The following is a 19,985-nucleotide window of genomic DNA, read 5'->3' as shown; positions in this document are numbered from 1 at the left end:
GCGCCGCGTTTCTCAGGCCGGCAGGGTCCAGCGCTGGTTGGCGCCGGCGAAGCAGTCCCAGATCTGCAGGCGGGTGCCGTTCGCCGAGCTGTTGTTCGAGGCGTCGAGGCACTTGTTGCTGACCGGGTTGAGCAGGGTGCCGTTGCTCTGCGCGGTCCAGACCTGGGCGCCCGTGCCGTTGCAGTCGTAGAGCTGGACCAATGATCCGTTGGCGGTGCCCGCGGCGGCGACGTCCAGGCACTTGCCGAGCGCGCGCAGCGTGTTGCCCGCGCCGACGGTCCAGGACTGGGCGTTGCTGCCGTTGCAGTCGTAGAGCTGGATCGCGGTGCCGTTGGCGGAGGAGGCCGAAGCCACGTCGACGCACTTGCCGCCGATGCCCACGATCTGCCCGGTGCGGGTCGAGGATCCCGCCGTCGCGGTCTCGTAGATCGCGCTGACCAGGGAGTTGGCGCCGGTCGCGTCCTGGGAGAGCTCCCAGTTCATGATGCCGCCGGCGTTGGCGAGGGCCCACTGCGTCTTGCGGCGGATCGTCGGCAGCCCGTTGTAGCACTCCTGGGCGCCGTTGATCGTGGCGCAGTCCTGGTTGGCGTACGCCGGGTTGGTCGCGACGATCTGGTTGTAGGGCACGTAGCCGTTGCGGCTGTAGAACGGCACGCCGAGCACGGTCTTGGCCGCGGGCAGGCCCCGGCCCTTCCAGAAGTTCGCGGAGGCGATCGACCAGTCGTAGTTGGCGTGCGGGCTGCCCCCGTCGTACGCCATGATGTTGAGCCAGTCGACGACCCCGAAGACCGACGTGGGTACGCCGTTCGCGGTCGACCCCTCGGAGACGACCGCCGAGGTCAGCAGCTTCCCCTGGCCGTGCAGGGCGGCGCCCAGCTGGGTCATCAGGGCCGCGTAGTTGCTGCCGGAGGTGCCCGGGTCGGGGTACTCCCAGTCGATGTCGATGCCGTCGAGCCCGTACTGGTTGACGACGCCCATGACCGTGTTGACGAAGGTGGTCCGGGTGCTCGTACCGGCGGCCAGCGACTCGAAGGCGGAGTCGTTGCCGTCGTTCCAGCCGCCGATGGCCAGCGAGACCTTGACGTTGTTCTGGTGGCCGAGCGAGACGAGCTGGGACAGCTTCGCCGTGTTCTCGATGGGCTGCAGGGTGCCGTTCGCGTTGGGGAGCGCGAAGGCGTAGTTGATGTGGGTGAGCTTGCTGTACTGGATGCTGGTGACGCTGCCGGCCCAGCTCGGCAGGTAGCCGACGCTCTTGAAGCCGTTCGGCAGCACCGCCGCCTGGGACGGTGCGGGGATGGCCAGTGCCGTCAGCAGTCCCGCGGACAGCGCGGCGAGAACTCTCTTCATTGCTTTCCTTCCGGCGTGGGGGCGCCTGGACGCGGAAAGCTTAGGAAGATTTACTAATAATCGTCAATACATGACGTGATGAAAGGTCGGCGGAAACCCGCTCGCCGGGCGCCGTAGGCTTGGCGGGTGACCGTACGAGTTCGCTTCGCCCCGTCCCCGACCGGCATGTTCCACGTCGGTGGTGCCCGAACCGCCCTGCAGAACTGGATCGTCGCGCAGCAGAGCGGCGGCGCGTTCGTCCTGCGGATCGAGGACACCGACGCGGCCCGCAACCGGCCCGAGTGGACCGAGGGCATCATCTCCGCACTCGACTGGATCGGCATCGAACGGGGTTCCTACGAGGGCCCGTACTTCCAGTCGGCGTACTCCGACGACCAGATCGCCGCCGCCACCCGCCTCTACGGCGAGGGCCGGGCCTACTACTGCGACTGCACCCGCGACGACGTCGTGGCCCGCACGGGCAACACCCACACCGGCTACGACGGCTTCTGCCGCGAGCGCGCGCTCGGGCCGGGCGAGGGGCGGGCCCTCCGCTTCCGGACGCCCGACGAGGGCACCACCGTCGTCACCGACCTGGTCCGCGGCGAGCCGACCTTCGAGAACAAGCTGATCGAGGACTTCGTCATCGCCCGCAGCGACGGCTCACCCGTCTTCCTGCTGGCCAACGTGGTCGACGACATGAGCATGGGCATCACCCACGTCATCCGCGCCGAGGAGCACCTGCCCAACACCCCCAAGCAGCAGCTGCTCTGGGAGGCGCTGGGTGTGAAGCCCCCGGTGTGGGCGCACGTGCCGGTGCTGGTCAACGAGAAGCGGCAGAAGCTGTCGAAGCGCCGCGACAAGGTGGCCCTGGAGTCGTACCGGGACGAGGGCTACCTCGCCGCCGCCATGCGCAACTATCTGATGCTGCTCGGCTGGGCTCCCTCCGGCGACCGCGAGATCGTGCCGTGGCAGGTCATCGAGGAGGAGTACAAGCTCTCCGACGTCAACCACGCCCCGGCGTTCTTCGACGTGAAGAAGCTGCGGGCGTTCAACGGCGAGTACATCCGGGCGCTCTCCACCGAGGAGTTCATCCAGTGCTGCTCGCCGTGGCTGGCGGGCACCGACACCATCCCGGCCCCGCCGTGGGACCCGGCCGCCTTCGACGCCGACGTCTTCACCGACGTCGCGCCGCTCGCGCAGACCCGGATCGCGGTGCTCAGCGAGATCGTCGAGTACGTCGACTTCTTCTTCCTCGCCGAGCCGGTCCAGGACGAGCAGTCGTGGAACAAGGCGATGAAGGAGGGCGCCGCCGAGATCCTCGACGCGGCCGCGGCGGCGTTCGGGGCGCTCGAGGAGTGGGCCGCCGAGCCACTGAAGGGCGCGCTGGAGAAGGTCGGCGAGGAGCGGGGGCTCAAGCTGGGCAAGACCCAGGCTCCCGTACGGGTGGCGGTGACCGGGCGGACGGTCGGGTTGCCGCTCTTCGAGTCGCTCGAGGTGCTCGGGCGGGAGAAGACGCTGGCCCGGATCGCGGCGGCGCGCGGCCGGCTCTGATCGTTCCCCTCCCGGCGGTGCCGCTCATGTGATCACCGCCGGGAAGGGGACGCTCACGCTCGGCGTGATCTCGTTGGCGTGAACATTTCGTGACCATTTCGGTATGCGCATTCCGTGTCCCGTGCCCGGCGGTAACAACGCCCTGGCCAGCCCCGCCGGAGCCCGCCCGGGGCGGCCCGCGGCCCGGGTGACCTCGGCATACGTGAGTTGACCTCGGTGGGTACTATTCGCCCGCTGATCAGCAGTGGTTGCACCCTCTCCCACCCTTTCCGGATAGCTCGAAAAGGTGCCTTCCCGAGATGCGCTCGCGCTCTTCTCCGGGGAGGCTGTGGGTACATGGCGCACAGCAACGATTGCACCAACACCTAGGCGGGGGAGGCCGGACGGTGGCTCGAGGGATGACCAGGCGACTGGGTTCGGCTGTCGTGGCGATGGGCCTCGGGCTGGCGCTGGCCGTGTCCGGCTCCGGCGCGGCGCGGGCCGAGGCGCCCAAGGCCGCCGCCAAGCCGACGGCCGTGGTGATCGCGGGGAAGAACGTCTCCGGCGGCAAGCTCACCGTGCAGCAGGCCGAGCAGGCCGACGTCTTCCAGCGGCTGCTCAGCGAGGTCAACTGGCTCTCGACGGCGACGCCGACCACCACGGCGCCCAAGTCGGACAAGCTCGGGCCGAAGTACACCGCGACCGTCCTGATCAAGGACAAGGCCACCCAGGTGTACGACCTCTATCCGCTCGCCTCGGGCGGCCCCCGCGCCTACCGGCCGGCCAAGCAGCCCACCGGCAAGAAGAGCGCCGGCTGGTTCTACGGCCGGCTCACCATGTCGGAGTCGCTGCGCATCAGCGGCGTCCCGCTGGAGGAGAAGCCGGACCTGGTCGCCGGCGGCATCGGCGGCGGGATCGGCTCGGACGTGGAGACCGAGGAGCTCGACCCGGTCGCCGTGGGCCAGGACGTGGTCAACGAGGTGCAGCGGCTGTTCCTGCTCAACGGCGCCGTGCTCCTGGTCGTGCTGGCCGGCCTCGCCGGGGTTGCCTTCCTGATCCGCCGCCGGGTCTGAGCCGCACCCGATCCATCGCCGGGCCCGTCGCTTCCGCGGCGGGCCCGCTGCGTCTCACCCGGCCGGCCGTACCGGGACCTTCAGGATGGGGCAGGCCGGGGCCGGCACGTTGCAGCGCTCCCCCAGCCCGAAGGCGTCGAGCAACCTGGGGTCCGTCGCCACGTCGGCCGCCTCGCGCGTGGACAGCGGCGGCTCGCCGAGCTCCTCGTCGCCGGTGCCCCGCTCGCCCGTCGCCTGCACAGCCACCGTGCGCCCGTCCACCACGCGCCGGGCGATGACCTCGTGCACCTGCCAGTCCTTGTCGTCCGTGTCGGCGTAGCGGGCGTACTCGAAGCCCGACTCCGTGGTGTCCGGCTTGGCGCACGCGTGCGGGTCGGCCAGCACCGGCAGGCACAGCCCGGCCGGCGCGTCGTAGACGGCGACCTCGATCAGGCCGTGCGGCCGGCCCTTCTCGTCGAGCACCGAGTACTGCCGCCAGCCCGGCCCGGTGAACGGCTCCCGGGGCACGATCCGCCGGTCCTGCGCGTCGACCGGCCGGCTCAGCACGGCGAGCACGTGATCCAGCTCGGCGGACGGGCGCGGCTGGGCGACCGCCACGGCGGCCGTCGAGCGCGGTTTGCTGCCGGGCAGGAGGACGGTCGTGAGGCCGTACCCGAGCAGGATGACGATCGCCACCGTGGCCAGCCCGGCGAGGACCACCGCACGGGCCCGCCGGCGCCGCAGCCGCTCGGCCTCCCCCACGATGTCGGCGACCGCATCCCCGACCGGTGGCTCCCCGGCGCAGGCCCGCTCGAGCACCGCGGTCATCGCCGCGCTCATCGGCCGGCCACCGGCTGCCCGGCGGGGAGCAGGTCACGGAACGCTTCCAGGCCCTCCGCCTCGTACTCCGTGACCTTGTTGCCGTCGAGCCCGAGCACGTCGGCGGTCTCCGCCACCGCCAGATGGCAGAAATGATGCAGCACGAGCACCGCGCGGCACTTCGGCGGAAGGCGGCGCAGCGCGTCGAGGACGAGCACGGTGTACGCGTCCCGGAGCGCCGCCTGCGTGTCGTCGTGCCCGGCCTGCTCGGGGGCGACGAACACGTGTTCCCGGCGGCTGTGACCGGGCTTGAAGGCGGCCATCAGATCCGCGTACGCCCACAGGTCCAGGTCCCCCACCCCGGGGTCCGTGAGCGCCCGGGCCAGCGTGAGGCGCGCCAGGTCACCGGCCCGCGCCCAGTCGCCGCACATGAGGAAGGCGGCGCGGCGCAGGTGGGCGTACCGCTGCGCCACGTATTCATCCGTCATTTGCCCCTTTATAGGGCAATCGGCGGGGCCCGGAGTCCCGAATGCCCCTCACACGACCCGGACGGTGACCTCCACGAGCCGGACGAGGTCCTCGAGGTCCGCGTCGAACTCGGCGCGGGCGGCCTGCTCGTCGCCCTCCGCCGGGTTCGCCGGGTCCGGGCTCGCGCCCGGCGTGCTTGCCTGCAGCGCGTCTGCTTCCGGCGGGCCTGCCTGCGGCTGGCTTGCTCGCGGTGGGCCTGCCTGCGGCGCGGTCGGGTCGTTGCCTTCGGGGAGGCCGCCGGTGACTTCGCCGGTCGTGTAGCCGAGCAGGAACGCGCAGATCATCCGGGTCAGGCGCGGGACGTGCGCGGCGGGCACCCCGGCGTCGTGCAGGGTGGCGCGCAGGGCCGCGGTGAGCCAGCTGCCGCCGGGCGAGGGCCGGTTCAACAGCAGCGGGTACGCGCCCGGGTGGCGCCGGGAGAGCGCCCGCACCGCCCGCCCGAGCGCCCGCAGCCGGTCACGCCAGTCGATGTCGGCGGGATCGGTGCCGTACCGGTCGCCCAGCTCCAGGTGCAGCAGATCCACCAGGCCGTCGAGCAGGGCGTCCTTCCCCCCGACGTACGGGTAGAGGGCCATCGACGTCAGCCCGACCCGCTCCGCGACGGCCCGCATGGACATCGCCCCGAGCCCGCGTTCGTCGACCAGCGCCAGCGCCTGATCCAAAATGAGCCGTCGCTTGTCGTCCACGTGCCCACCGTGTCGGTGCCCGCACCCCGAGCCCGCCGGACGCGCCGGAGAGCATCCGTCAGTCACACCACCGAGTGAGCGAACTCCCCGGCAGCGTCAGCAGCGGCGGGCGGGCGGCCCCGGCGGCGTCAGCACCAGCGGCGGGGCGGGCGGCCCGGCGGCGTCAGCACCAGCGGCGGGGCGGGCGGCCCCGGCCGGCGGCCCGGCGGCGGGGGCGGACGGCGCCGTGGACGTGGGCGCCGGCCCAGCCGTGGAGGTGGGTTCGGCAACCGACCCGGTGCGGGATGTCATCGGCGGGATCGTCGGTGTCGGGAGTCACGGTCAGCAACGGCGAACCGGCCGGGACGACGAACACGGACTCCTCGGCGGCGCTCTCGTCCGCGTGGTCGTGTTCGGCTTCGGGGCACAGATTCTCGAGTTCCGCCATGCGCCGCCTCCCTCCCTCTCCTGCTCGTCTCCGGGTACCCGGTCCCATCGGCACCGTGCCGTCCGGCTTGACCTTCCCGGGCCGCGAGTTCCGCTCGGCTTGCGGCCACGGGCGGCGCTGCCCGAGGTCGCTCCCGGCAATGGATCACCAGGTCGCGCCGGTTCCGCAACTCGTGCGGCCCAGGACGACACCATGCCAGGTCACCCACCGGAATGGCGGTGAGGGCGCACCGCTATTACCGATAAACAACCCAAAAGGGACAGGATGCAGCGGGCGCCGGAGACGATTGTGCCCCCGCGAACGGGGTTCGAGAAGGGGCCGGGCGAACCGCCCCCGCGCGCCCACGGCGGGGCCTGACATGCTGGGCGAGTGGCACAGGTGAGCAAGTCGTCGCGGGGTTCGTCCGCTCCGCCGCTGGCCGCCACCCTGCGCCGGGTCGAGCGCAACGCCGGGTCGCTCGCCTCGGCGGGCGTGGCCCGGATGGAGGAGACGCTCCCCTGGTTCCGGGCGTTGCCGGCCGAGCAGCGCTCCTCGGTGATGCTCGTCGCCCAGGCCGGCATCCGCTCGCTGGTCGAATGGCTGCGGTCGGGCGGCAACGCGGCGGGCACCCAGGAGCTGTCCGACGAGGTCTTCGCCGCCGCGCCGCGCTCGCTGGCCCGGTCGCTCACGCTGACGCAGACGGTGCAGCTCATCAAGGTGGTCATCGACGTCGCGGAATCGCAGGTCAGCGAGCTGGCGGCGGCCGGGGAGAAGGAGGCGCTGACCGAGGCGATCCTCAAGTTCTCCCGGGAGATCGCCTTCTCCGCGGCCCGGGTGTACGCCCGGGCCGCCGAGGTGCGCGGCTCCTGGGACGCCCGGCTCCAGGCGCTCCTGGTCGACGCCCTGCTGCGCGGCGACTCGTCCGACGTGCTCGCCAGCCGGGCAGCCGCGCTGGGCTGGGCGGACGCGCCGCCGGTCGCCGTGGTCGTGGGCCGCTCCCCCGGCGGAGACCACACCGCGGTGCTGCACGCCGTCTACCGGGCGGCTCGGCGGGCCCGGGTCGAGGTCATCGGCGGCGTCCACGGCGACCGGATCGTCGTCGTGATGGGCGGCGCCGCGGACCCGATCGCCAGCGCGGAGCAGCTGTCGGGCGCCTTCGGCGACGGCCCGATCGTCGTCGGGCCCGCCGTGCAGTCGCTCGACCACGCCACCGAGTCGGCGCGCGCGGCCCTGGCCGGGTATCGGGCCGCCCCCGCCTGGCCCGGCGCCCCGAAACCGGTCGCCGCCGACGCGCTGCTGCCGGAGCGCGCGCTGGCCGGCGACCCCGAGGCCCGGCGCGCGCTGCGGACCGAGGTCTTCGGATCATTGTCCCGGGCCGGGGGGAGCCTGCTGGAGACGCTGGACGCGTTCTTCGCCACGAACGGCGTGCTGGAGAGCGCGGCCCGCGAGCTGTACGTGCATCCGAACACGGTCCGCTACCGGTTGAAGCGGGTGGCCGAGGTCACCGGCCTGTCGCCCCTGGACGGCCGTGACGCCTTCGGACTCCGGATGGCCCTCGCCGTGGGCCGGCTCGATCCGGCGAGCTGAGTGACTGCGGACGGCGCTTGCCACGAAGCTCCGGGCCGGCGAGCGGACAGCGTCTCGCCACCGAAACCCCGACTCGGCGAGCGGACAGCGCTCGCCACGAAACCCTCCGACCCGGAGAGCGGACAGCGTCTCGCCGCGTCTCGCCATGGAAGACCCCGATCCGGCAAGCTGAGCGACGGGGTGCACGGCTGCCGCGGCCTGGTGGCAGGTCAGCCCGGCACGCGCGGCAGAGCCTGAGCGGTGCAACCAGGTCGCGGTGAAACCACGTGACTGCACGTAGGCCGTATTTGCCAAAAGAGCTGGAGTGCGACGCAGCTCACGCGAACGACGCTGGGGCGAGTGGGCAACTGGCAGGCCTTTGAATCCGCTCGAAATGGTTCATAGCGGACCCCCTCTTGTAGGAACCCCACAACCGGGGTCGTAGGGTTTGGTCCCGTGCGGCACCTCCTGAACGGGCTCCCATCCGGAAGAGTCGGTTACGTGCTCGCTGTTCTCTCTCCCGGCCAGGGCTCGCAGAAGCCCGGCTTCCTCGCTCCCTGGCTCGACCTTCCCGGCGCCGAGGCCCGCCTCGCCTGGTGGTCCCTGCTGGCCGGCGTCGACCTCGTGCACCTGGGCACCCGGGCCGATGCCGAGGAGATCAAGGACACCGCCCGGACGCAGCCGCTCCTGGTCGCCGCCGCGCTGCTGGCGGCCGAGCAGCTGCCGCTCGCCAGCGTGGACGTCGTCGCCGGGCACAGCGTCGGCGAGCTGGGCGCCGCGGCGGTCGCCGGGGCGCTGACCCCGGAAACGGCCATCGCGCTGGCGGGGGTTCGCGGCCGGGAGATGGCCGCCGCGTGCGCGCTGGAGCCCACCGGCATGAGCGCGGTGCTGGGCGGCGACGCCGACGAGGTGGTCGCGGTGCTCGAGAAGCACAAGCTCTACCCGGCGAACCGCAACGGTGCCGGCCAGATCGTCGCCGCCGGCGCGATGGACGCCCTGGCCGCCCTCGCCGAGGAGCCGCCGCCGTCCGCGCGGGTGCGGGCGCTGGCCGTCGCCGGGGCGTTCCACACGCCGTACATGGGTCCCGCCGAGCAGGCCCTCGGCGCGGTCGCGGCCGGGGCGACCGCCACCGACCCGGCGCGCGTGCTCCTGTCGAACTTCGACGGCGGCGCCGTGACCGACGGCCGCGAGCTGCTGCAGCGCCTCGTGCGGCAGGTGACCGCGCCGGTGCGCTGGGACCTGGTGATGGCGGGCCTGCGCGAGCGGGGCGTGACCGGCATCATCGAGCTGCCGCCCGCCGGCACCCTCGCCGGGCTGGTCAAGCGGGAGCTCAAGGGCGACAACGCCCCCGAGATCGTCACCCTCAACACCCCCGGCGACCTGGACGCCGCGCGCGACCTGATCGCCCGCCACGGGGGCCCCGTCGGCACCGAGCACGAAGGAGCAACAGCATGACCGCGGGTTCCCGCATCGTGGCGATGGGCCACTACCAGCCCTCGCGTGTGGTCACCAACAACGATCTCGCCGAGATCGTCGACACCAACGACGAGTGGATCCGTTCCCGCGTCGGGATCGCCGAGCGCCGCGTCGCCGACTCGGAGTCGGTCGCCGACATGGCCACCTTCGCCGCGGAGAAGGCCCTCGCCTCCTCCGGCCTCGCCGCCGCCGACATCGACATGGTCGTCGTCGCGACGTGCTCCTCGATCGACCGCTGCCCCAACGTCGCCACCCGCGTCGCGGCCCGGCTCGGCGTCAACGCCCCGGCCGCGTTCGACTTGAACACGGCGTGCTCCGGATTCTCGTACGGGCTGGGGACGGTCGACCACGCCATCCGCGCCGGCGCCTCCCGCAACGCCATCGTCATCGGCGCCGAGAAGCTCTCGGACCTGACGGACTGGACCGACCGCAGCACCGCCGTCCTCTTCGGCGACGGTGCCGGTGCCGCCGTGGTCACCGCCGCCGCCGAGGGCGAGCAGACCGGCGTCGGGCCGGTGCTCTGGGGCTCCGCCCCGGACAAGGGCGACGTGCTGCGCATCGAGGGCCGGCAGCCGTACATCCAGCAGGAGGGCCAGATCGTCTTCCGCTGGGCCACCACCGAGCTCGCGCCCTTCGCGCTGCAGGCGCTCGAGCGGGCCGGCGTGCGGCCCGACGAGATCGCCGCCTTCGTGCCGCACCAGGCCAACACCCGCATCATCGACGGCATCGTCAAGCGCCTGGGACTCGGCCCCGACGTCGTCGTCGCCAAGGACCTCGTCGAGTCGGGCAACACGTCCGCCGCGAGCATCCCGCTGGCCCTGTCCAAGCTGATCGAGCGCCGCGAGGTGCCCTCGGGCGCCCCGGTCCTGCTCTTCGGCTTCGGCGGCGGCCTCACCTACGCCGGACAGGTCATCCGTTGTCCGTGATGCTTCACGCGCACCTTCCGCACGACCACCGCTGAGAGGAAACACCACCCATGGCAACCCGCGAAGAGATCACGTCCGGCCTCGCCGAGATCCTGGAGGAGGTCGCCGGCGTGAACCCGGGCGACGTCGCCGAGGACAAGAGCTTCACCGACGACCTGGACGTGGACTCGCTCTCCATGGTCGAGGTCGTGGTGGCCGCCGAGGAGAAGTTCGGCGTCAAGATCCCGGACAACGAGGTCCAGAACCTCAAGACCGTCGGCGACGCCGTCTCCTTCATCGAGGCGAACCACTGACATGAGCAGCACAGACGTCGTCGTCACCGGGCTCGGCGCGACGACCCCGCTAGGCGGGGACGTCGCGTCCACCTGGGACGCTCTGCTCGCCGGCCGCTCCGGGGTGACTCCGCTCACCCAGGAGTGGGCCGCGCAGCTGCCTGTCCGCATCGCCGCCCAGCTCGCGGTGGACCCGTCCGAGGTCATCGAGCGCGTCAAGATGCGCAAGCTCGACCGCTCGGAGGCCATCGCCCTCATCGCCGCGAAGCAGGCCTGGCTCGACGCGGGCCTCGAGGACTCCGGGCTGGACCCGGAGCGCCTGGCCGTCAGCTTCGGCAGCGGCATCGGCGGGGCCACGACCCTGCTCAACCAGGACGACATCCTGGAGGCCTCCGGGCCGCGCCGGGTCAGCCCGCACACCGTGCCGATGCTCATGCCCAACGGCCCCGCCGCCTGGGTCGGCATCGACCTCAAGGCGCGCGCCGGCGTGCACGCCATGGCCAGCGCCTGCGCCACCGGCGCCGAGGCCCTGTCGCTGGGCCTCGACATCATCCGCTCCGGCCGCGCCGACGTGGTCGTCGCGGGCGGCACGGAGGCGGTCATCCACCCGCTGCCGCTGGCCGGCTTCTCCTCGATGCGGGCCATGTCGACCCGCAACGACGAGCCCGAGCGGGCCTCCCGCCCCTGGGACAAGGGCCGCGACGGCTTCGTCATGGGCGAGGGCGGCGGCGCCCTCATCCTCGAGCGCGCCGACCACGCCGTCGCCCGGGGCGCCCGGATCTATGCGCGCCTGGCCGGCACCGGCATCACCTCCGACGGCTTCGACATCGTCCAGCCCGACCCGGAGTGCAAGGGCGGCATCCGCGCCATGACCAAGGCAATCCAGGACGCCGGCCTGACCGGCGCCGACATCGCCCACGTCAACGCGCACGCCACCTCCACCCCGGCCGGCGACATGGGCGAGATCCTGGGCATCAAGACCGCGATCGGCGACCACCCGGTCATCACGTCCACCAAGTCGATGTCCGGCCACCTCCTGGGTGCCGCCGGCGCGCTCGAGTCGATCGCGACCATCCTCGCGATCCGCGACAGCGTCGTCCCCCCGACGATCAACCTGGACGACCCGGACGACCGGCTCGACCTCGACGTCGCCGCCCACAAGGCCCGCCCGCTGGAGATCGCCGCAGCCATGAACAACTCGTTCGGCTTCGGCGGCCACAACGTCGCGGTGGTCTTCACCCGGTACTGAGCTTCATCCGGCAGGGGCGTTCCACCTCGGTGGGGCGCCCCTGCTGCCTGCTCACCGCTGCTGGGTGGTGACCAGGACCTTTCCGCGTACGGCGCCCGCCTCGGCCAGCCGGTGCAGCTCGGGCAGGTCGGCGAGGTCGCGACGGTCGCTGATGTCGAGCGTGATCGTCCCGGCGTCCACGAGCCCGGCCAGCGTCTTCAGGTCACCGGGAGAGTTGCGTACCACCATGTGCCAGGCCCGCACCTCGGCCGTGGGCTCCACCGGCGTCGCCACCGTGACGACCCGGCCCCCGGCCCGCACCAGCCCCGGCAGGGCGCGCGCCGCGTCGGCCCCGATCGCGGCGCAGTTCACGACGGCGTCGACCGGACGGCCCGGCTCGAGCGGTCCGGCGGTGTAGTCCAGCACCACGTCCGCCCCGAGCCGCCGGACCGTGGCGGCGCTGCGGGGGCTCGCGGTCGCCACCACGTACGCCCCCAGATGCTTGGCGATCTGCACCGCGAACGTCCCGATGCCCCCGCCGGCCCCGTTGATCAGCACCCGCTCCCCCGCCACCACGCGCGCATGCTCGACCACGGCCTGCCACGCGGTCATCCCCGCCAGCGGCAGCACGGCGGCATCCGCCAACGGCACCGACCGCGGCGCCGCGACCAGCCGTTCCTCGGGCCCCACCGCATAGCCGGCGGCCGCGCCGTGGTCCAGCATCCCGATCACGGGCACGCCCCCGACCGTCCCGGCCACGTCCCACCCCAGCGTGAGCGGAAACTCAACCGGAAACATGCCGGCCAGCTTCCCGCCGCGCAACGCCGCCTCGGTCGGGTTCAGCGACGTGGCAACCACCCTGATCAGCGCCTCGCCCCGCGCGGGAAAGGGCTGCGGAACGTCGTCGATCCGGACGACCTCCGGCCCCCCGTACTCATGAATGCGCGCCGCTCTCATCCCCCGACGGTACGGCCGCCCGCCGTCATCATCCAGAGTGGACCTTCTCCGGGGCGCGAGTCACCGCCGTCGACCCCACGGGCGGGAGCGCCTGTGAGTCCCGCAGGTCGCACCAGCTCACGAATGAAGCGGCACCACCGTGGCCACCAGCAGAGTCACGCCGGCTCACGGCTAGAGCGCGCAGCCGTGGTCGCCAGCAGGGGCGCGGCCTACGGATGGAGCGTAGGCGGCCGTGGCGGCCTCGGGTCGCGGCTGGCTTATGCGGTGAGAGGTGAGCGCAGGGGCCAGGCGCCGGGGCTGCCCTACGCTGCCGCGCCGCGTCTCGGGGGCGCGGGGTGGGATGCGCACGCGTCAAGGGTGCGGCGAGGCGGGCTGGCCGAACGCGCCGGGCTGCGCGGAGGGGGGCGGACTGGGCGAACGAGCCGGGCTGCGCGGACGAGCCGGGCTGCGCGGACGAGCCGGGCTGCGCGGACGAGCCGGGCTGCGCGGACGAGCCGGGCTGCGCGGACGAGCCGGGCTGGCCGAACGAGCCGGGCTGCGCGGAGGGGGCGGACTGGGCGAACGGGGCGGGCTTGGCGAACGGGGTTACTTGGCGCAGGCGCCAGGCTGACGGGGCGGGCTGGGCGAAAGGGGGCGGGCTGAGCGGACGGGGTTACTTGGCGCAGGCGGTGCGGGGGAGCTTGCCGACGGCGACTGGGGATTTGCCGGGGGCTTTGGCCTTGCCGGCGAGGACGGCGGCGAGGGCTTTGAGGGCGAGGGGGCTGGAGGAGTAGGTGGCCAGGAGGGTGGGGCTCTTGGCCTGGGCGAGGAGGGTGGGGACGTCCATCATGACCGTGACCGCGGCGGCGGGGCTGAGGTCGGGCTGCTTGTCGCCGTAGCCGACCAGGTGGACGATCGTGCCGCCCGTGGGCTGGACGGTGAGGCCGGCGGCCTGGAGGGCGGCGGTGAGGTCGGCGCGGGCGGTCTCGCGGCCCTCGCTGGTGGTGATCGTGATCGGGCCGGTGACGAGGGGGCCCTGGCAGCGGCCGCGGAGGACCGTGACCGCCGCGGCGTCGGCGGCCGAGACGGCACGCTGGTGGGCGGGCGAGCCCACGGTGGTGAGGGCGGGCTGCGGCTTGGCGGCCAGGCGGAACTTCAGGGTCAGGATGCGGGTGACCGCCTCGACCAGGCGCTCGCGCTTGAGGGAGCCGCTCGCCAGGCCGGCCAGGATGCCGTCGCGGGCGCCGGCGAGGTCCGGGGGCATGAGGAGCATGTCGTTGCCGGCGTTGAGGGCGCGGACCGCCGCCTCGCCCGCGGGCCACTTCATGGCCGGCGCCATGTTCATCGCGTCGGTGATCGCGACGCCCTTGAAGCCGAGGCTCGTGCGGAGGACGTCCGTCATGATCTTGTGCGAGAAGGTGGCGGCGACGCCCTTGTCGAGGGCCTCCACGTCGAGGTGGCCGGACATGACGACCGAGGCGCCCGCGGCGATGCCGGCCGCGAACGGCGGGCGGTCCTGCTGCTGCCACTGGGCGAGCTGCTGGCGGACGACCGGCAGGCCCTCGTGGCTGTCGCCCGTGGTGTGCCCGTGCCCCGGGAAGTGCTTGACGGCCGCCGCCACGCCGGCCTGCTCGATCCCGCGCACGGCGGCGCCCACCTGCGCGGCGTTGGCCTTGGCGTCGGCGCCGTAGGACCGGGAGCCGATCACCGTGTTGCCCTGCGGCCCGAGGGTGTCGGCCACCGGGGCGAAGTCGAGGTTGATGCCCATGGCGGCCAGCTCCTCGCCGGCGGCCCGCCACGCGCCCCGGGTCAGCGTGGGCTTGCCCCCGGCGCCGAACGTCATCGCGGACGGCAGCAGCGTCACGCCGGACTTGACGCGGGTCACCACGCCGTATTCCTGGTCGGTGCCGATCAGCAGGGGCACCCCGCCGGGCAGCGCGCGGGCCGCCGCCTGCAGGCCGTCGGTGAGGGTGCGCACCTGCTGCGGGTTGTCGACGTTGGTGGCCGGGTTGGTCTTGCCGGTCGGGTCCTCGGGCGTGAACGCGACGAGGATCAGGCCGCCCAGGTGGAACTTCGCGATCATCTCGGCCGGCGTGCGCACGCCGGCGATCGTCTGGTTGCCCGCGGCGGCGGCCTCGTCGACGTCGGTGGCACTCCCCCCGTACGCGTAAGGCATCAGCACCTGCCCCGCCAGATCCGCGTCGCTCAGCGTGGCGACCACCTGGCGCGCGTGGGCCGCGGGATCGGCCGGGGCGCCCTGGGCACCGGCGGAGGCACCCGCGGCGGGCGCTCCCCCGGGCACCGCGCCCGACGCCGGCGCGGACGGCATGGCCGAGCCGGGCGCGGCAGCACTCGACGCGGCGCCGGCCTGGGGCTTGCCGGAGCTGGACGTGTCGGGACCGCACGCGGCCAGTAGCACCAGCAGCGGCACGGTCACAGCAGCACGAAACGCCCTCGACATGGCCGCCATTGGATCAGAGCCGCCGACGGCCGACAAATCAGCCCTGTGGACAACTCGAAGCCCGAGGTGACCGCCCTGTGGACAACGTCGTGCCCGGGCGAGCGGCCTCAGCCGACGCGGGTGAGCAGCGTCAGCGGGGCGCCGTCGCCGGCATATCGGTAGGGCTCCAGCTCGGCGTCCCACGCCGTGCCGAGCGCCTTGTCGATGGCGTGCGACAGCGCCTCGGGAGCCCGGGTGGCGGCCATGATGGCGCGCAGCCTGTCCTCACCGAGCTGGATGTCGCCCGAGGCGCCGATCGTGCCGCGCCACAGGCCACGGCCCGGCACGTGCATGAAGCGCTCACCGTCGACGCCGGGGCTCGGCTCCTCGGTGACCTCGAAACGGATCATGGGCCACTGCCTGAGGGCAGCAGCCAGCTCGGCGCCAGTGCCGGGCCTTCCTGTCCAGCTGCACTCGGATCGTCGCATGCCGGGATCGACCGGCTGCGCCGTCCAGTGCAGGGTGACCGGCGCGGTCAGGACGCGCGCGATCGCCCACTCGACGTGCTGGCACACGGCGAGTGGGGTCGAGTGGACGTATACGACGCCACACGTTGGCACGGTGACCTCCCGGAGACCGAGGTGCGTCTTCCCCTACGACCTCGACCGCGGTTGATCGTGCTCCATGATGCCGGGTGGTACGGATGGTGCGCCAGAGAAACCGCAATATCGACTTGGAATGGCCGTCGAGGCACATCAGGCATAACGGTCGTGAGCCGTCCCACGTCGCGGCTCCGAGCCGGTCGTGTAGGCTTGATGCGGCTTTTTCTGCCGACCTACGTTCTTCCCAAGGAGCACCGCCGTGGCGCAAAACACCTCGAAGACCGCCCGCGCATCCGTCCGCGCCGGCCAGGCCGGCCAGGGTGGCGCGCTGAGCGTGCTCGGTGAGTTCAAGTACCTCATCCCGCTCGCGGACGGCCGGTTCGCCTACGTGCGCAACCTGACCAACGGCAAGACCAACCGCCTCAAGACGGACTCGGACGCCTTCGTCGAGGAGATCCGCGTCCTCTCGGCCGCCGGCCACGGCGCCAAGATCCGCACCGAGCTGCAGACCCTCGACTCGGAGTTCCCGCAGCACGGCTGGGGCGCCACCGAGAAGCGCCTCGCCGACGCCGGCGTCTTCGAGGGCTGAGCAACCCGCCGCACAACGCATTAGGCGCTCCCGGGAGAACTCGGGGGCGCCTTTGGCGTGTCCGGAGCACGGCGGTCGCGGGTCGACGAGCACGGCAATCCCGGAGGGCACGAAGGCGGCGGCGCAAGAACGGTGAGTGCACGAAGGCGGCGGCACGACAACGGTGAGTGCACGAAGGCGGCAGCACGACAACGGTGAGTGCACGAAGGCGGCAGCACGACAACGGTGAGTGCAGCCGCCGCCAGGAGACGTCGACCCTGGAGGCAGCGACGGGTCGAGGTCAGTCGCCGCCGGAAGAGGTCGAGGCCGGCGGCAGGACGGACCGGGGTCGGTCGCCGCCGCGGGAGTCGGGCGCGGCGGCAGGACGGACCGGGGTCGGTCGCCGCCGCGGGAGTCGGGCGCGGCGGCGGGACCGGCCGGGGTCAGTCGAGGAGGGTGACCAGGCCGGTGTCGAGGTCGTACACCGCTCCCGCGATGCTCACCCGCCCCGCCGCCACGGCCTCCGGGACACCGGCGATCTCCCGCATGCGCCGGACCGTACGCGAGACGTGCTCGCGCATCGCCTTCGTGCTCACCTCCGGGTCGTCGAGGCCCACCGCCTCCGCGGCCGGGGCGATCTCCTCGACCAGGTAGCCGACGTCGCCGTCCGGCTTGTCCCCCGAGCGCAGCGCGCCGATCGTGGCGTCGACCGCGCCGCAGCGGACGTGGCCGAGGACCATGATCAGCGAGACGTTGAGGGCGGCGACCGCGAAGCCGACCGAGCCCAGGACGGCACGGTCCACCACGTGGCCGCCGGAGCGGACGACGCAGATGGAGCCGAAGGTCTGGTCGAAGATGGCCTCCAGCGGCACCCGGGAGTCGATGCAGCCCAGGATCACCGCCTGCGGCTGCTGGCCGCCGGACACCGACGCGGCGGCGGCGACCTCGTGGCCGTGGCGCGGCCGGCCGGTGACGAAGCGCTGGTTGCCGGCCAGCAGCTCCGCCAGGGCTGCTTCGGGCCGCACGATCGGCTGCGGGCTAGTCGTCATGAGTTCAGATTCTCTACGAGCGGCCCGCCGCGTACAGAGGGTGGGAGCCACATCACTGTCACGGACAGCCCGGTGGCCGGTTTCGATAGCTTTTCGCGCTCGCGCGAGTGATCCTAGTTACCTGCGGGTACAACGGCGTGCACACGTCGACCACCGGAGGTGCCCCATGCTCGAGCAGTCGGAGCTCACCCTCGCCGACGGCGTGACCCTGAGCGTGGAGGCGTCGGGCCCGCGCCGGGCGCCCGTCACGGTCGTCTTCCTGCACGGATGGTGCCTCGACCGGCACACGTGGCGGCATCAGACCGCGGCGCTGGCCGATACTGACACCCGGGTCGTGAGCTACGACGCCCGTGGGCACGGGCGCTCCGGGACGACCCGGCTGCACGCGGCCACCGTGCGCCAGCTGGGCGAGGATCTGGCCGAGGTGATCGACGCGTACGCCCCACGCGGCCCGGTCGTGCTGGCCGGGCACTCCCTGGGCGGCATGACGATCATGGAGTACGCGGACCTGTACCCCGAGGTGTTCGCCGAGCGGGTCGCGGGTCTGCTGTTCGTGTCCACCACCGCCGAGGGGGCCACGCACACCTGTTACGGGCTGCCGCGGCCGCTCACCCCGGCCCTGCGCCTCGCCGAGCAGACCGGCGCCGGAGTGCTCGCACGGCTCGGGGCGTGGCGCCCGCACCGGTACGCGAAGCCCGCCCTCCAACCGGCCGTCCGGTGGCTGCTCTTCGGCGACGACTACGACCGGGCCGACCTGGACACCACCATGGCGGCCGTCAACCGGGCCACGTTGCGCTCGATCGGCGGCTTCCGTGCCTCGGTGGGCGCCCAGCACCGGCTCGACACGCTGGCCGAGCTGGGGAACGTGCCGGCGGCCGCGCTCGTGGGCGACAAGGACCGTCTGACCCCGCCGGCCTGCGCCGAGTCGATCGCCGACGCGCTGCCCGGGACCGAGCTGACCGTGTGCGAGGGCGCCGGGCACATGTTGATGATGGAGCGCCCCGACGTCGTCACGGCCGCGCTGACCGGCGTACTGGAGAAGGCAGTGGCATGCGGGAGGCGCGACAGTTACGGGAAGGCCGCGTAGAGATTTGTCCGGTATCGACAAGTTGGGGCGATAAACTACGGCCCCCATTGTCGACGGTCGGCCCCGGGCAGGAGTAAGTTCGATTGCCCCCTTCGCACAGGTGGACCTCGGGGGTCACAGCGGGAACCACCAGCGGGGAGCAGACGGACTTGAGCGACGCCCACGTCCTGCAACAGGAGATCGCGGTCGAGCAGGAGCACGTCGACCGGGTGTACTCCCGGCTCGCCGACCTGCGCCGCGAGGCTTCCCGCGCCGAGAAGGAGGGCTATCAGCTCGCCGGCGTGGGCACGTTCGGCGCCCTGGTGGAGCGCGACGCGATGGTCTTCCACGCGGCGCGGCGCCGGCACGCCCTGGACACCGAGTACGAGGGCCTGGTCTTCGGGCGCCTCGACCTCACCACGGGCGCCCGGCACTACGTGGGCCGCATGGGCATCCGCGACGAGGACTCCCAGTCGCTCGTGGTGGACTGGCGCGCGCCCGCGGCCTCGGCGTTCTACCGGGCCACGCCGGCCGAGCCGCTCGGGGTCGTGCGCCGCCGCATGATCCAGTCGAGCCGCGAGCGGGTCACCGGCATCGAGGACGACCTGCTCGACCCGGACAACGCGCCGGACGACATGGCGATCGTCGGCGACGGCGCGCTGCTGGCCAGCCTGTCCAAGGCGACCGGGCGCGGCATGCGGGACATCGTCGCCACGATCCAGCGCGAGCAGGACGAGGCGATCCGGTCCTCCGCGTCCGGCGTGACGATCGTCACCGGCGGCCCCGGCACCGGGAAGACCGCCGTGGCGCTGCACCGGGCGGCGTACCTGCTCTATGCGGACCGCAACCGCTTCGCCGGCGGCGGCATCCTGGTGGTCGGCCCGTCCGGGGTGTTCGTCGACTACATCGCGACGGTGCTGCCGTCGCTGGGCGAGGACACGGCGACGCTGCGCTCGCTCGGCTCGCTCGTGCCCGGCTACGACGCCACCCGGGTCGACCCGACGCCCGTCGCGGCGATCAAGGGCTCCCTGCGCATGCGCCGCGTCCTCGAGCGCGCCTCGCACGACGCGGTGCCGGGCGGCCCGACCGAGCTGCGGCTGCTCTACCGGGGGACGCTGCTGCGCCTCGACGCCGGTGACCTCGATCGCATCCGGCGCAAGGCGCTGCCCCGCGGGGCACGCCGCAACGAGGTACGCGGCCACGGCTTCGACCGGCTCTTCGACGCCCTGTGGGCCCAGGCCCGCGAGTCGATCCGCAACCTGCCCGAGAAGCGCGACTTCGAGGCGGAGCTGGCCGACCGCGCCGACTTCCGGGAGTTCCTCAAGCTGTGGTGGCCCCGGTTCACGCCGATGCGGGTGCTGCGGTGGCTGGCCGATCCGGCGCGGCTCCGGGCGTACGCCAACGGGGTTCTGTCGAAGGACGAGATCGCGCAGTTGCAGGGGTCGTTCGACGCGCTGGCCGAGCGGGGCCCCACGATCGCGGACGTGGCGCTGCTCGACGAGCTCG

19 protein-coding genes are annotated in these 19,985 nt (G+C 72.8%); 10 read left to right on the top strand and 9 right to left on the bottom strand.

The genetic code is table 11. The features are described 5' to 3' along the window. Positions 1 to 12: 12 nt before the first annotated feature. Positions 13 to 1,347 carry a glycosyl hydrolase family 18 protein gene (locus RBH18_RS27180; RefSeq protein ID WP_306212682.1) on the bottom strand — a complete coding sequence of 445 codons (1,335 nt, stop codon included), beginning with the start codon at positions 1,345 to 1,347 and terminating at the stop codon, positions 13 to 15. A gap of 126 nt (positions 1,348 to 1,473) precedes the next feature. Between RBH18_RS27180 and gltX the strand changes: the two genes are divergently transcribed. Next, positions 1,474 to 2,880, top strand: a complete 1,407-nt coding sequence (gene gltX, locus RBH18_RS27175) for a glutamate--tRNA ligase (protein WP_306212680.1) — start codon at positions 1,474 to 1,476, stop codon at positions 2,878 to 2,880. Positions 2,881 to 3,278: 398 nt separating this feature from the next. Next, positions 3,279 to 3,932 carry a hypothetical protein gene (locus RBH18_RS27170; protein ID WP_306212678.1) on the top strand — a complete coding sequence of 218 codons (654 nt, stop codon included), beginning with the start codon at positions 3,279 to 3,281 and terminating at the stop codon, positions 3,930 to 3,932. Between the two features lie 54 nt (positions 3,933 to 3,986). On the opposite strand, the gene RBH18_RS27165 is transcribed toward RBH18_RS27170, so the two are convergent. The 4 genes from RBH18_RS27165 to RBH18_RS27150 all read right to left on the bottom strand — a co-directional run bounded on the left by RBH18_RS27165 (position 3,987) and on the right by RBH18_RS27150 (position 6,371). Further along, the gene (locus RBH18_RS27165; RefSeq protein ID WP_306212676.1) at positions 3,987 to 4,751 is read right to left on the bottom strand and encodes a hypothetical protein; all 765 of its coding nucleotides are present in this window, start codon (positions 4,749 to 4,751) and stop codon (positions 3,987 to 3,989) included. Continuing rightward, positions 4,748 to 5,218 (bottom strand): sigma factor-like helix-turn-helix DNA-binding protein, encoded by a 471-nt coding sequence (locus tag RBH18_RS27160; protein ID WP_306212675.1) that lies wholly within the window; start codon positions 5,216 to 5,218, stop codon positions 4,748 to 4,750. The genes RBH18_RS27165 and RBH18_RS27160 overlap by 4 nt, the downstream gene beginning before the upstream one ends. 48 nt (positions 5,219 to 5,266) lie before the next feature. Then, on the bottom strand, positions 5,267 to 5,944 hold the full coding sequence (locus RBH18_RS27155; RefSeq protein WP_306212673.1) for a TetR/AcrR family transcriptional regulator: 678 nt from the start codon (positions 5,942 to 5,944) through the stop codon (positions 5,267 to 5,269). A gap of 163 nt (positions 5,945 to 6,107) precedes the next feature. Next, positions 6,108 to 6,371, bottom strand: a complete 264-nt coding sequence (locus RBH18_RS27150) for a hypothetical protein (protein ID WP_306212671.1) — start codon at positions 6,369 to 6,371, stop codon at positions 6,108 to 6,110. Positions 6,372 to 6,740: 369 nt separating this feature from the next. On the opposite strand from RBH18_RS27150, the gene RBH18_RS27145 reads away from it, so the two are divergent. The 5 genes from RBH18_RS27145 (at position 6,741) to fabF (ending at position 11,839) form a co-directional block, all read left to right on the top strand. Continuing rightward, on the top strand, positions 6,741 to 7,937 hold the full coding sequence (locus RBH18_RS27145) for a PucR family transcriptional regulator (protein WP_306212669.1): 1,197 nt from the start codon (positions 6,741 to 6,743) through the stop codon (positions 7,935 to 7,937). 480 nt (positions 7,938 to 8,417) lie between these two features. Beyond that, entirely contained in the window at positions 8,418 to 9,371 is a 954-nt protein-coding gene (locus RBH18_RS27140) for an ACP S-malonyltransferase (protein ID WP_306212668.1), read from the top strand. After that, positions 9,368 to 10,318: a beta-ketoacyl-ACP synthase III gene (locus tag RBH18_RS27135; protein ID WP_306212666.1), complete on the top strand. Its 951-nt coding sequence runs from the start codon at positions 9,368 to 9,370 to the stop codon at positions 10,316 to 10,318. The genes RBH18_RS27140 and RBH18_RS27135 overlap by 4 nt, the downstream gene beginning before the upstream one ends. Before the next feature lie 50 nt (positions 10,319 to 10,368). Further along, a complete protein-coding gene (locus RBH18_RS27130) occupies positions 10,369 to 10,611 on the top strand; it encodes an acyl carrier protein (protein ID WP_306212663.1) in 243 nt (80 codons plus the stop codon). A gap of 1 nt (position 10,612) precedes the next feature. Further along, positions 10,613 to 11,839, top strand: coding sequence for a beta-ketoacyl-ACP synthase II (gene fabF / locus RBH18_RS27125; protein ID WP_306212661.1), 1,227 nt, complete (start codon positions 10,613 to 10,615; stop codon positions 11,837 to 11,839). Positions 11,840 to 11,890: 51 nt separating this feature from the next. Here fabF and RBH18_RS27120 read toward each other — a convergent pair whose 3' ends face one another. The 3 genes from RBH18_RS27120 to RBH18_RS27110 form a co-directional block, all read right to left on the bottom strand. Beyond that, positions 11,891 to 12,775 (bottom strand): NADP-dependent oxidoreductase, encoded by an 885-nt coding sequence (locus RBH18_RS27120; RefSeq protein ID WP_306212659.1) that lies wholly within the window; start codon positions 12,773 to 12,775, stop codon positions 11,891 to 11,893. 652 nt (positions 12,776 to 13,427) lie between these two features. After that, entirely contained in the window at positions 13,428 to 15,083 is a 1,656-nt protein-coding gene (locus RBH18_RS27115; RefSeq protein WP_306212704.1) for a glycoside hydrolase family 3 protein, read from the bottom strand. 239 nt (positions 15,084 to 15,322) lie between these two features. Then, positions 15,323 to 15,814 carry a DUF3145 domain-containing protein gene (locus tag RBH18_RS27110; RefSeq protein ID WP_306212657.1) on the bottom strand — a complete coding sequence of 164 codons (492 nt, stop codon included), beginning with the start codon at positions 15,812 to 15,814 and terminating at the stop codon, positions 15,323 to 15,325. Between the two features lie 241 nt (positions 15,815 to 16,055). Between RBH18_RS27110 and RBH18_RS27105 the strand changes: the two genes are divergently transcribed. Continuing rightward, the gene (locus RBH18_RS27105) at positions 16,056 to 16,385 is read left to right on the top strand and encodes a hypothetical protein (protein WP_306212655.1); all 330 of its coding nucleotides are present in this window, start codon (positions 16,056 to 16,058) and stop codon (positions 16,383 to 16,385) included. A 422-nt stretch (positions 16,386 to 16,807) separates the two neighbouring features. Here the strand turns inward: RBH18_RS27105 and RBH18_RS27100 are convergent, their stop codons facing one another. Next, positions 16,808 to 17,413: a carbonic anhydrase gene (locus RBH18_RS27100; RefSeq protein WP_306212653.1), complete on the bottom strand. Its 606-nt coding sequence runs from the start codon at positions 17,411 to 17,413 to the stop codon at positions 16,808 to 16,810. A gap of 166 nt (positions 17,414 to 17,579) precedes the next feature. Between RBH18_RS27100 and RBH18_RS27095 the strand changes: the two genes are divergently transcribed. Beyond that, positions 17,580 to 18,500 carry an alpha/beta fold hydrolase gene (locus tag RBH18_RS27095; RefSeq protein WP_306212651.1) on the top strand — a complete coding sequence of 307 codons (921 nt, stop codon included), beginning with the start codon at positions 17,580 to 17,582 and terminating at the stop codon, positions 18,498 to 18,500. A gap of 149 nt (positions 18,501 to 18,649) precedes the next feature. Continuing rightward, the coding region (locus tag RBH18_RS27090) for a HelD family protein (protein ID WP_306212649.1) at positions 18,650 to 19,985 on the top strand (1,336 nt) is incomplete at its 3' end.

It is taken from the genome of Actinoplanes oryzae, assembly GCF_030757795.1.
In the GTDB taxonomy this organism is placed as follows: domain Bacteria; phylum Actinomycetota; class Actinomycetes; order Mycobacteriales; family Micromonosporaceae; genus Actinoplanes.
Note: the sequence above shows the minus strand (reverse complement) of the source record. Positions and strands in the feature narration are given on the sequence as shown.

Coding starts and splice junctions, on each gene's coding strand:
- RBH18_RS27180 (WP_306212682.1), bottom strand. CDS start 1,347: ATGAAGAGAGTTCTCGCCGCGCTGTCCGCGGGACTGCTGACGGCACTG.
- RBH18_RS27170 (WP_306212678.1), top strand. CDS start 3,279: ATGACCAGGCGACTGGGTTCGGCTGTCGTGGCGATGGGCCTCGGGCTG.
- RBH18_RS27165 (WP_306212676.1), bottom strand. CDS start 4,751: ATGAGCGCGGCGATGACCGCGGTGCTCGAGCGGGCCTGCGCCGGGGAG.
- RBH18_RS27160 (WP_306212675.1), bottom strand. CDS start 5,218: ATGACGGATGAATACGTGGCGCAGCGGTACGCCCACCTGCGCCGCGCC.
- RBH18_RS27150 (WP_306212671.1), bottom strand. CDS start 6,371: ATGGCGGAACTCGAGAATCTGTGCCCCGAAGCCGAACACGACCACGCG.
- RBH18_RS27135 (WP_306212666.1), top strand. CDS start 9,368: ATGACCGCGGGTTCCCGCATCGTGGCGATGGGCCACTACCAGCCCTCG.
- RBH18_RS27130 (WP_306212663.1), top strand. CDS start 10,369: ATGGCAACCCGCGAAGAGATCACGTCCGGCCTCGCCGAGATCCTGGAG.
- fabF (WP_306212661.1), top strand. CDS start 10,613: ATGAGCAGCACAGACGTCGTCGTCACCGGGCTCGGCGCGACGACCCCG.
- RBH18_RS27120 (WP_306212659.1), bottom strand. CDS start 12,775: ATGAGAGCGGCGCGCATTCATGAGTACGGGGGGCCGGAGGTCGTCCGG.
- RBH18_RS27115 (WP_306212704.1), bottom strand. CDS start 15,083: ATGCCGTCCGCGCCGGCGTCGGGCGCGGTGCCCGGGGGAGCGCCCGCC.
- RBH18_RS27100 (WP_306212653.1), bottom strand. CDS start 17,413: ATGACGACTAGCCCGCAGCCGATCGTGCGGCCCGAAGCAGCCCTGGCG.
- RBH18_RS27095 (WP_306212651.1), top strand. CDS start 17,580: ATGCTCGAGCAGTCGGAGCTCACCCTCGCCGACGGCGTGACCCTGAGC.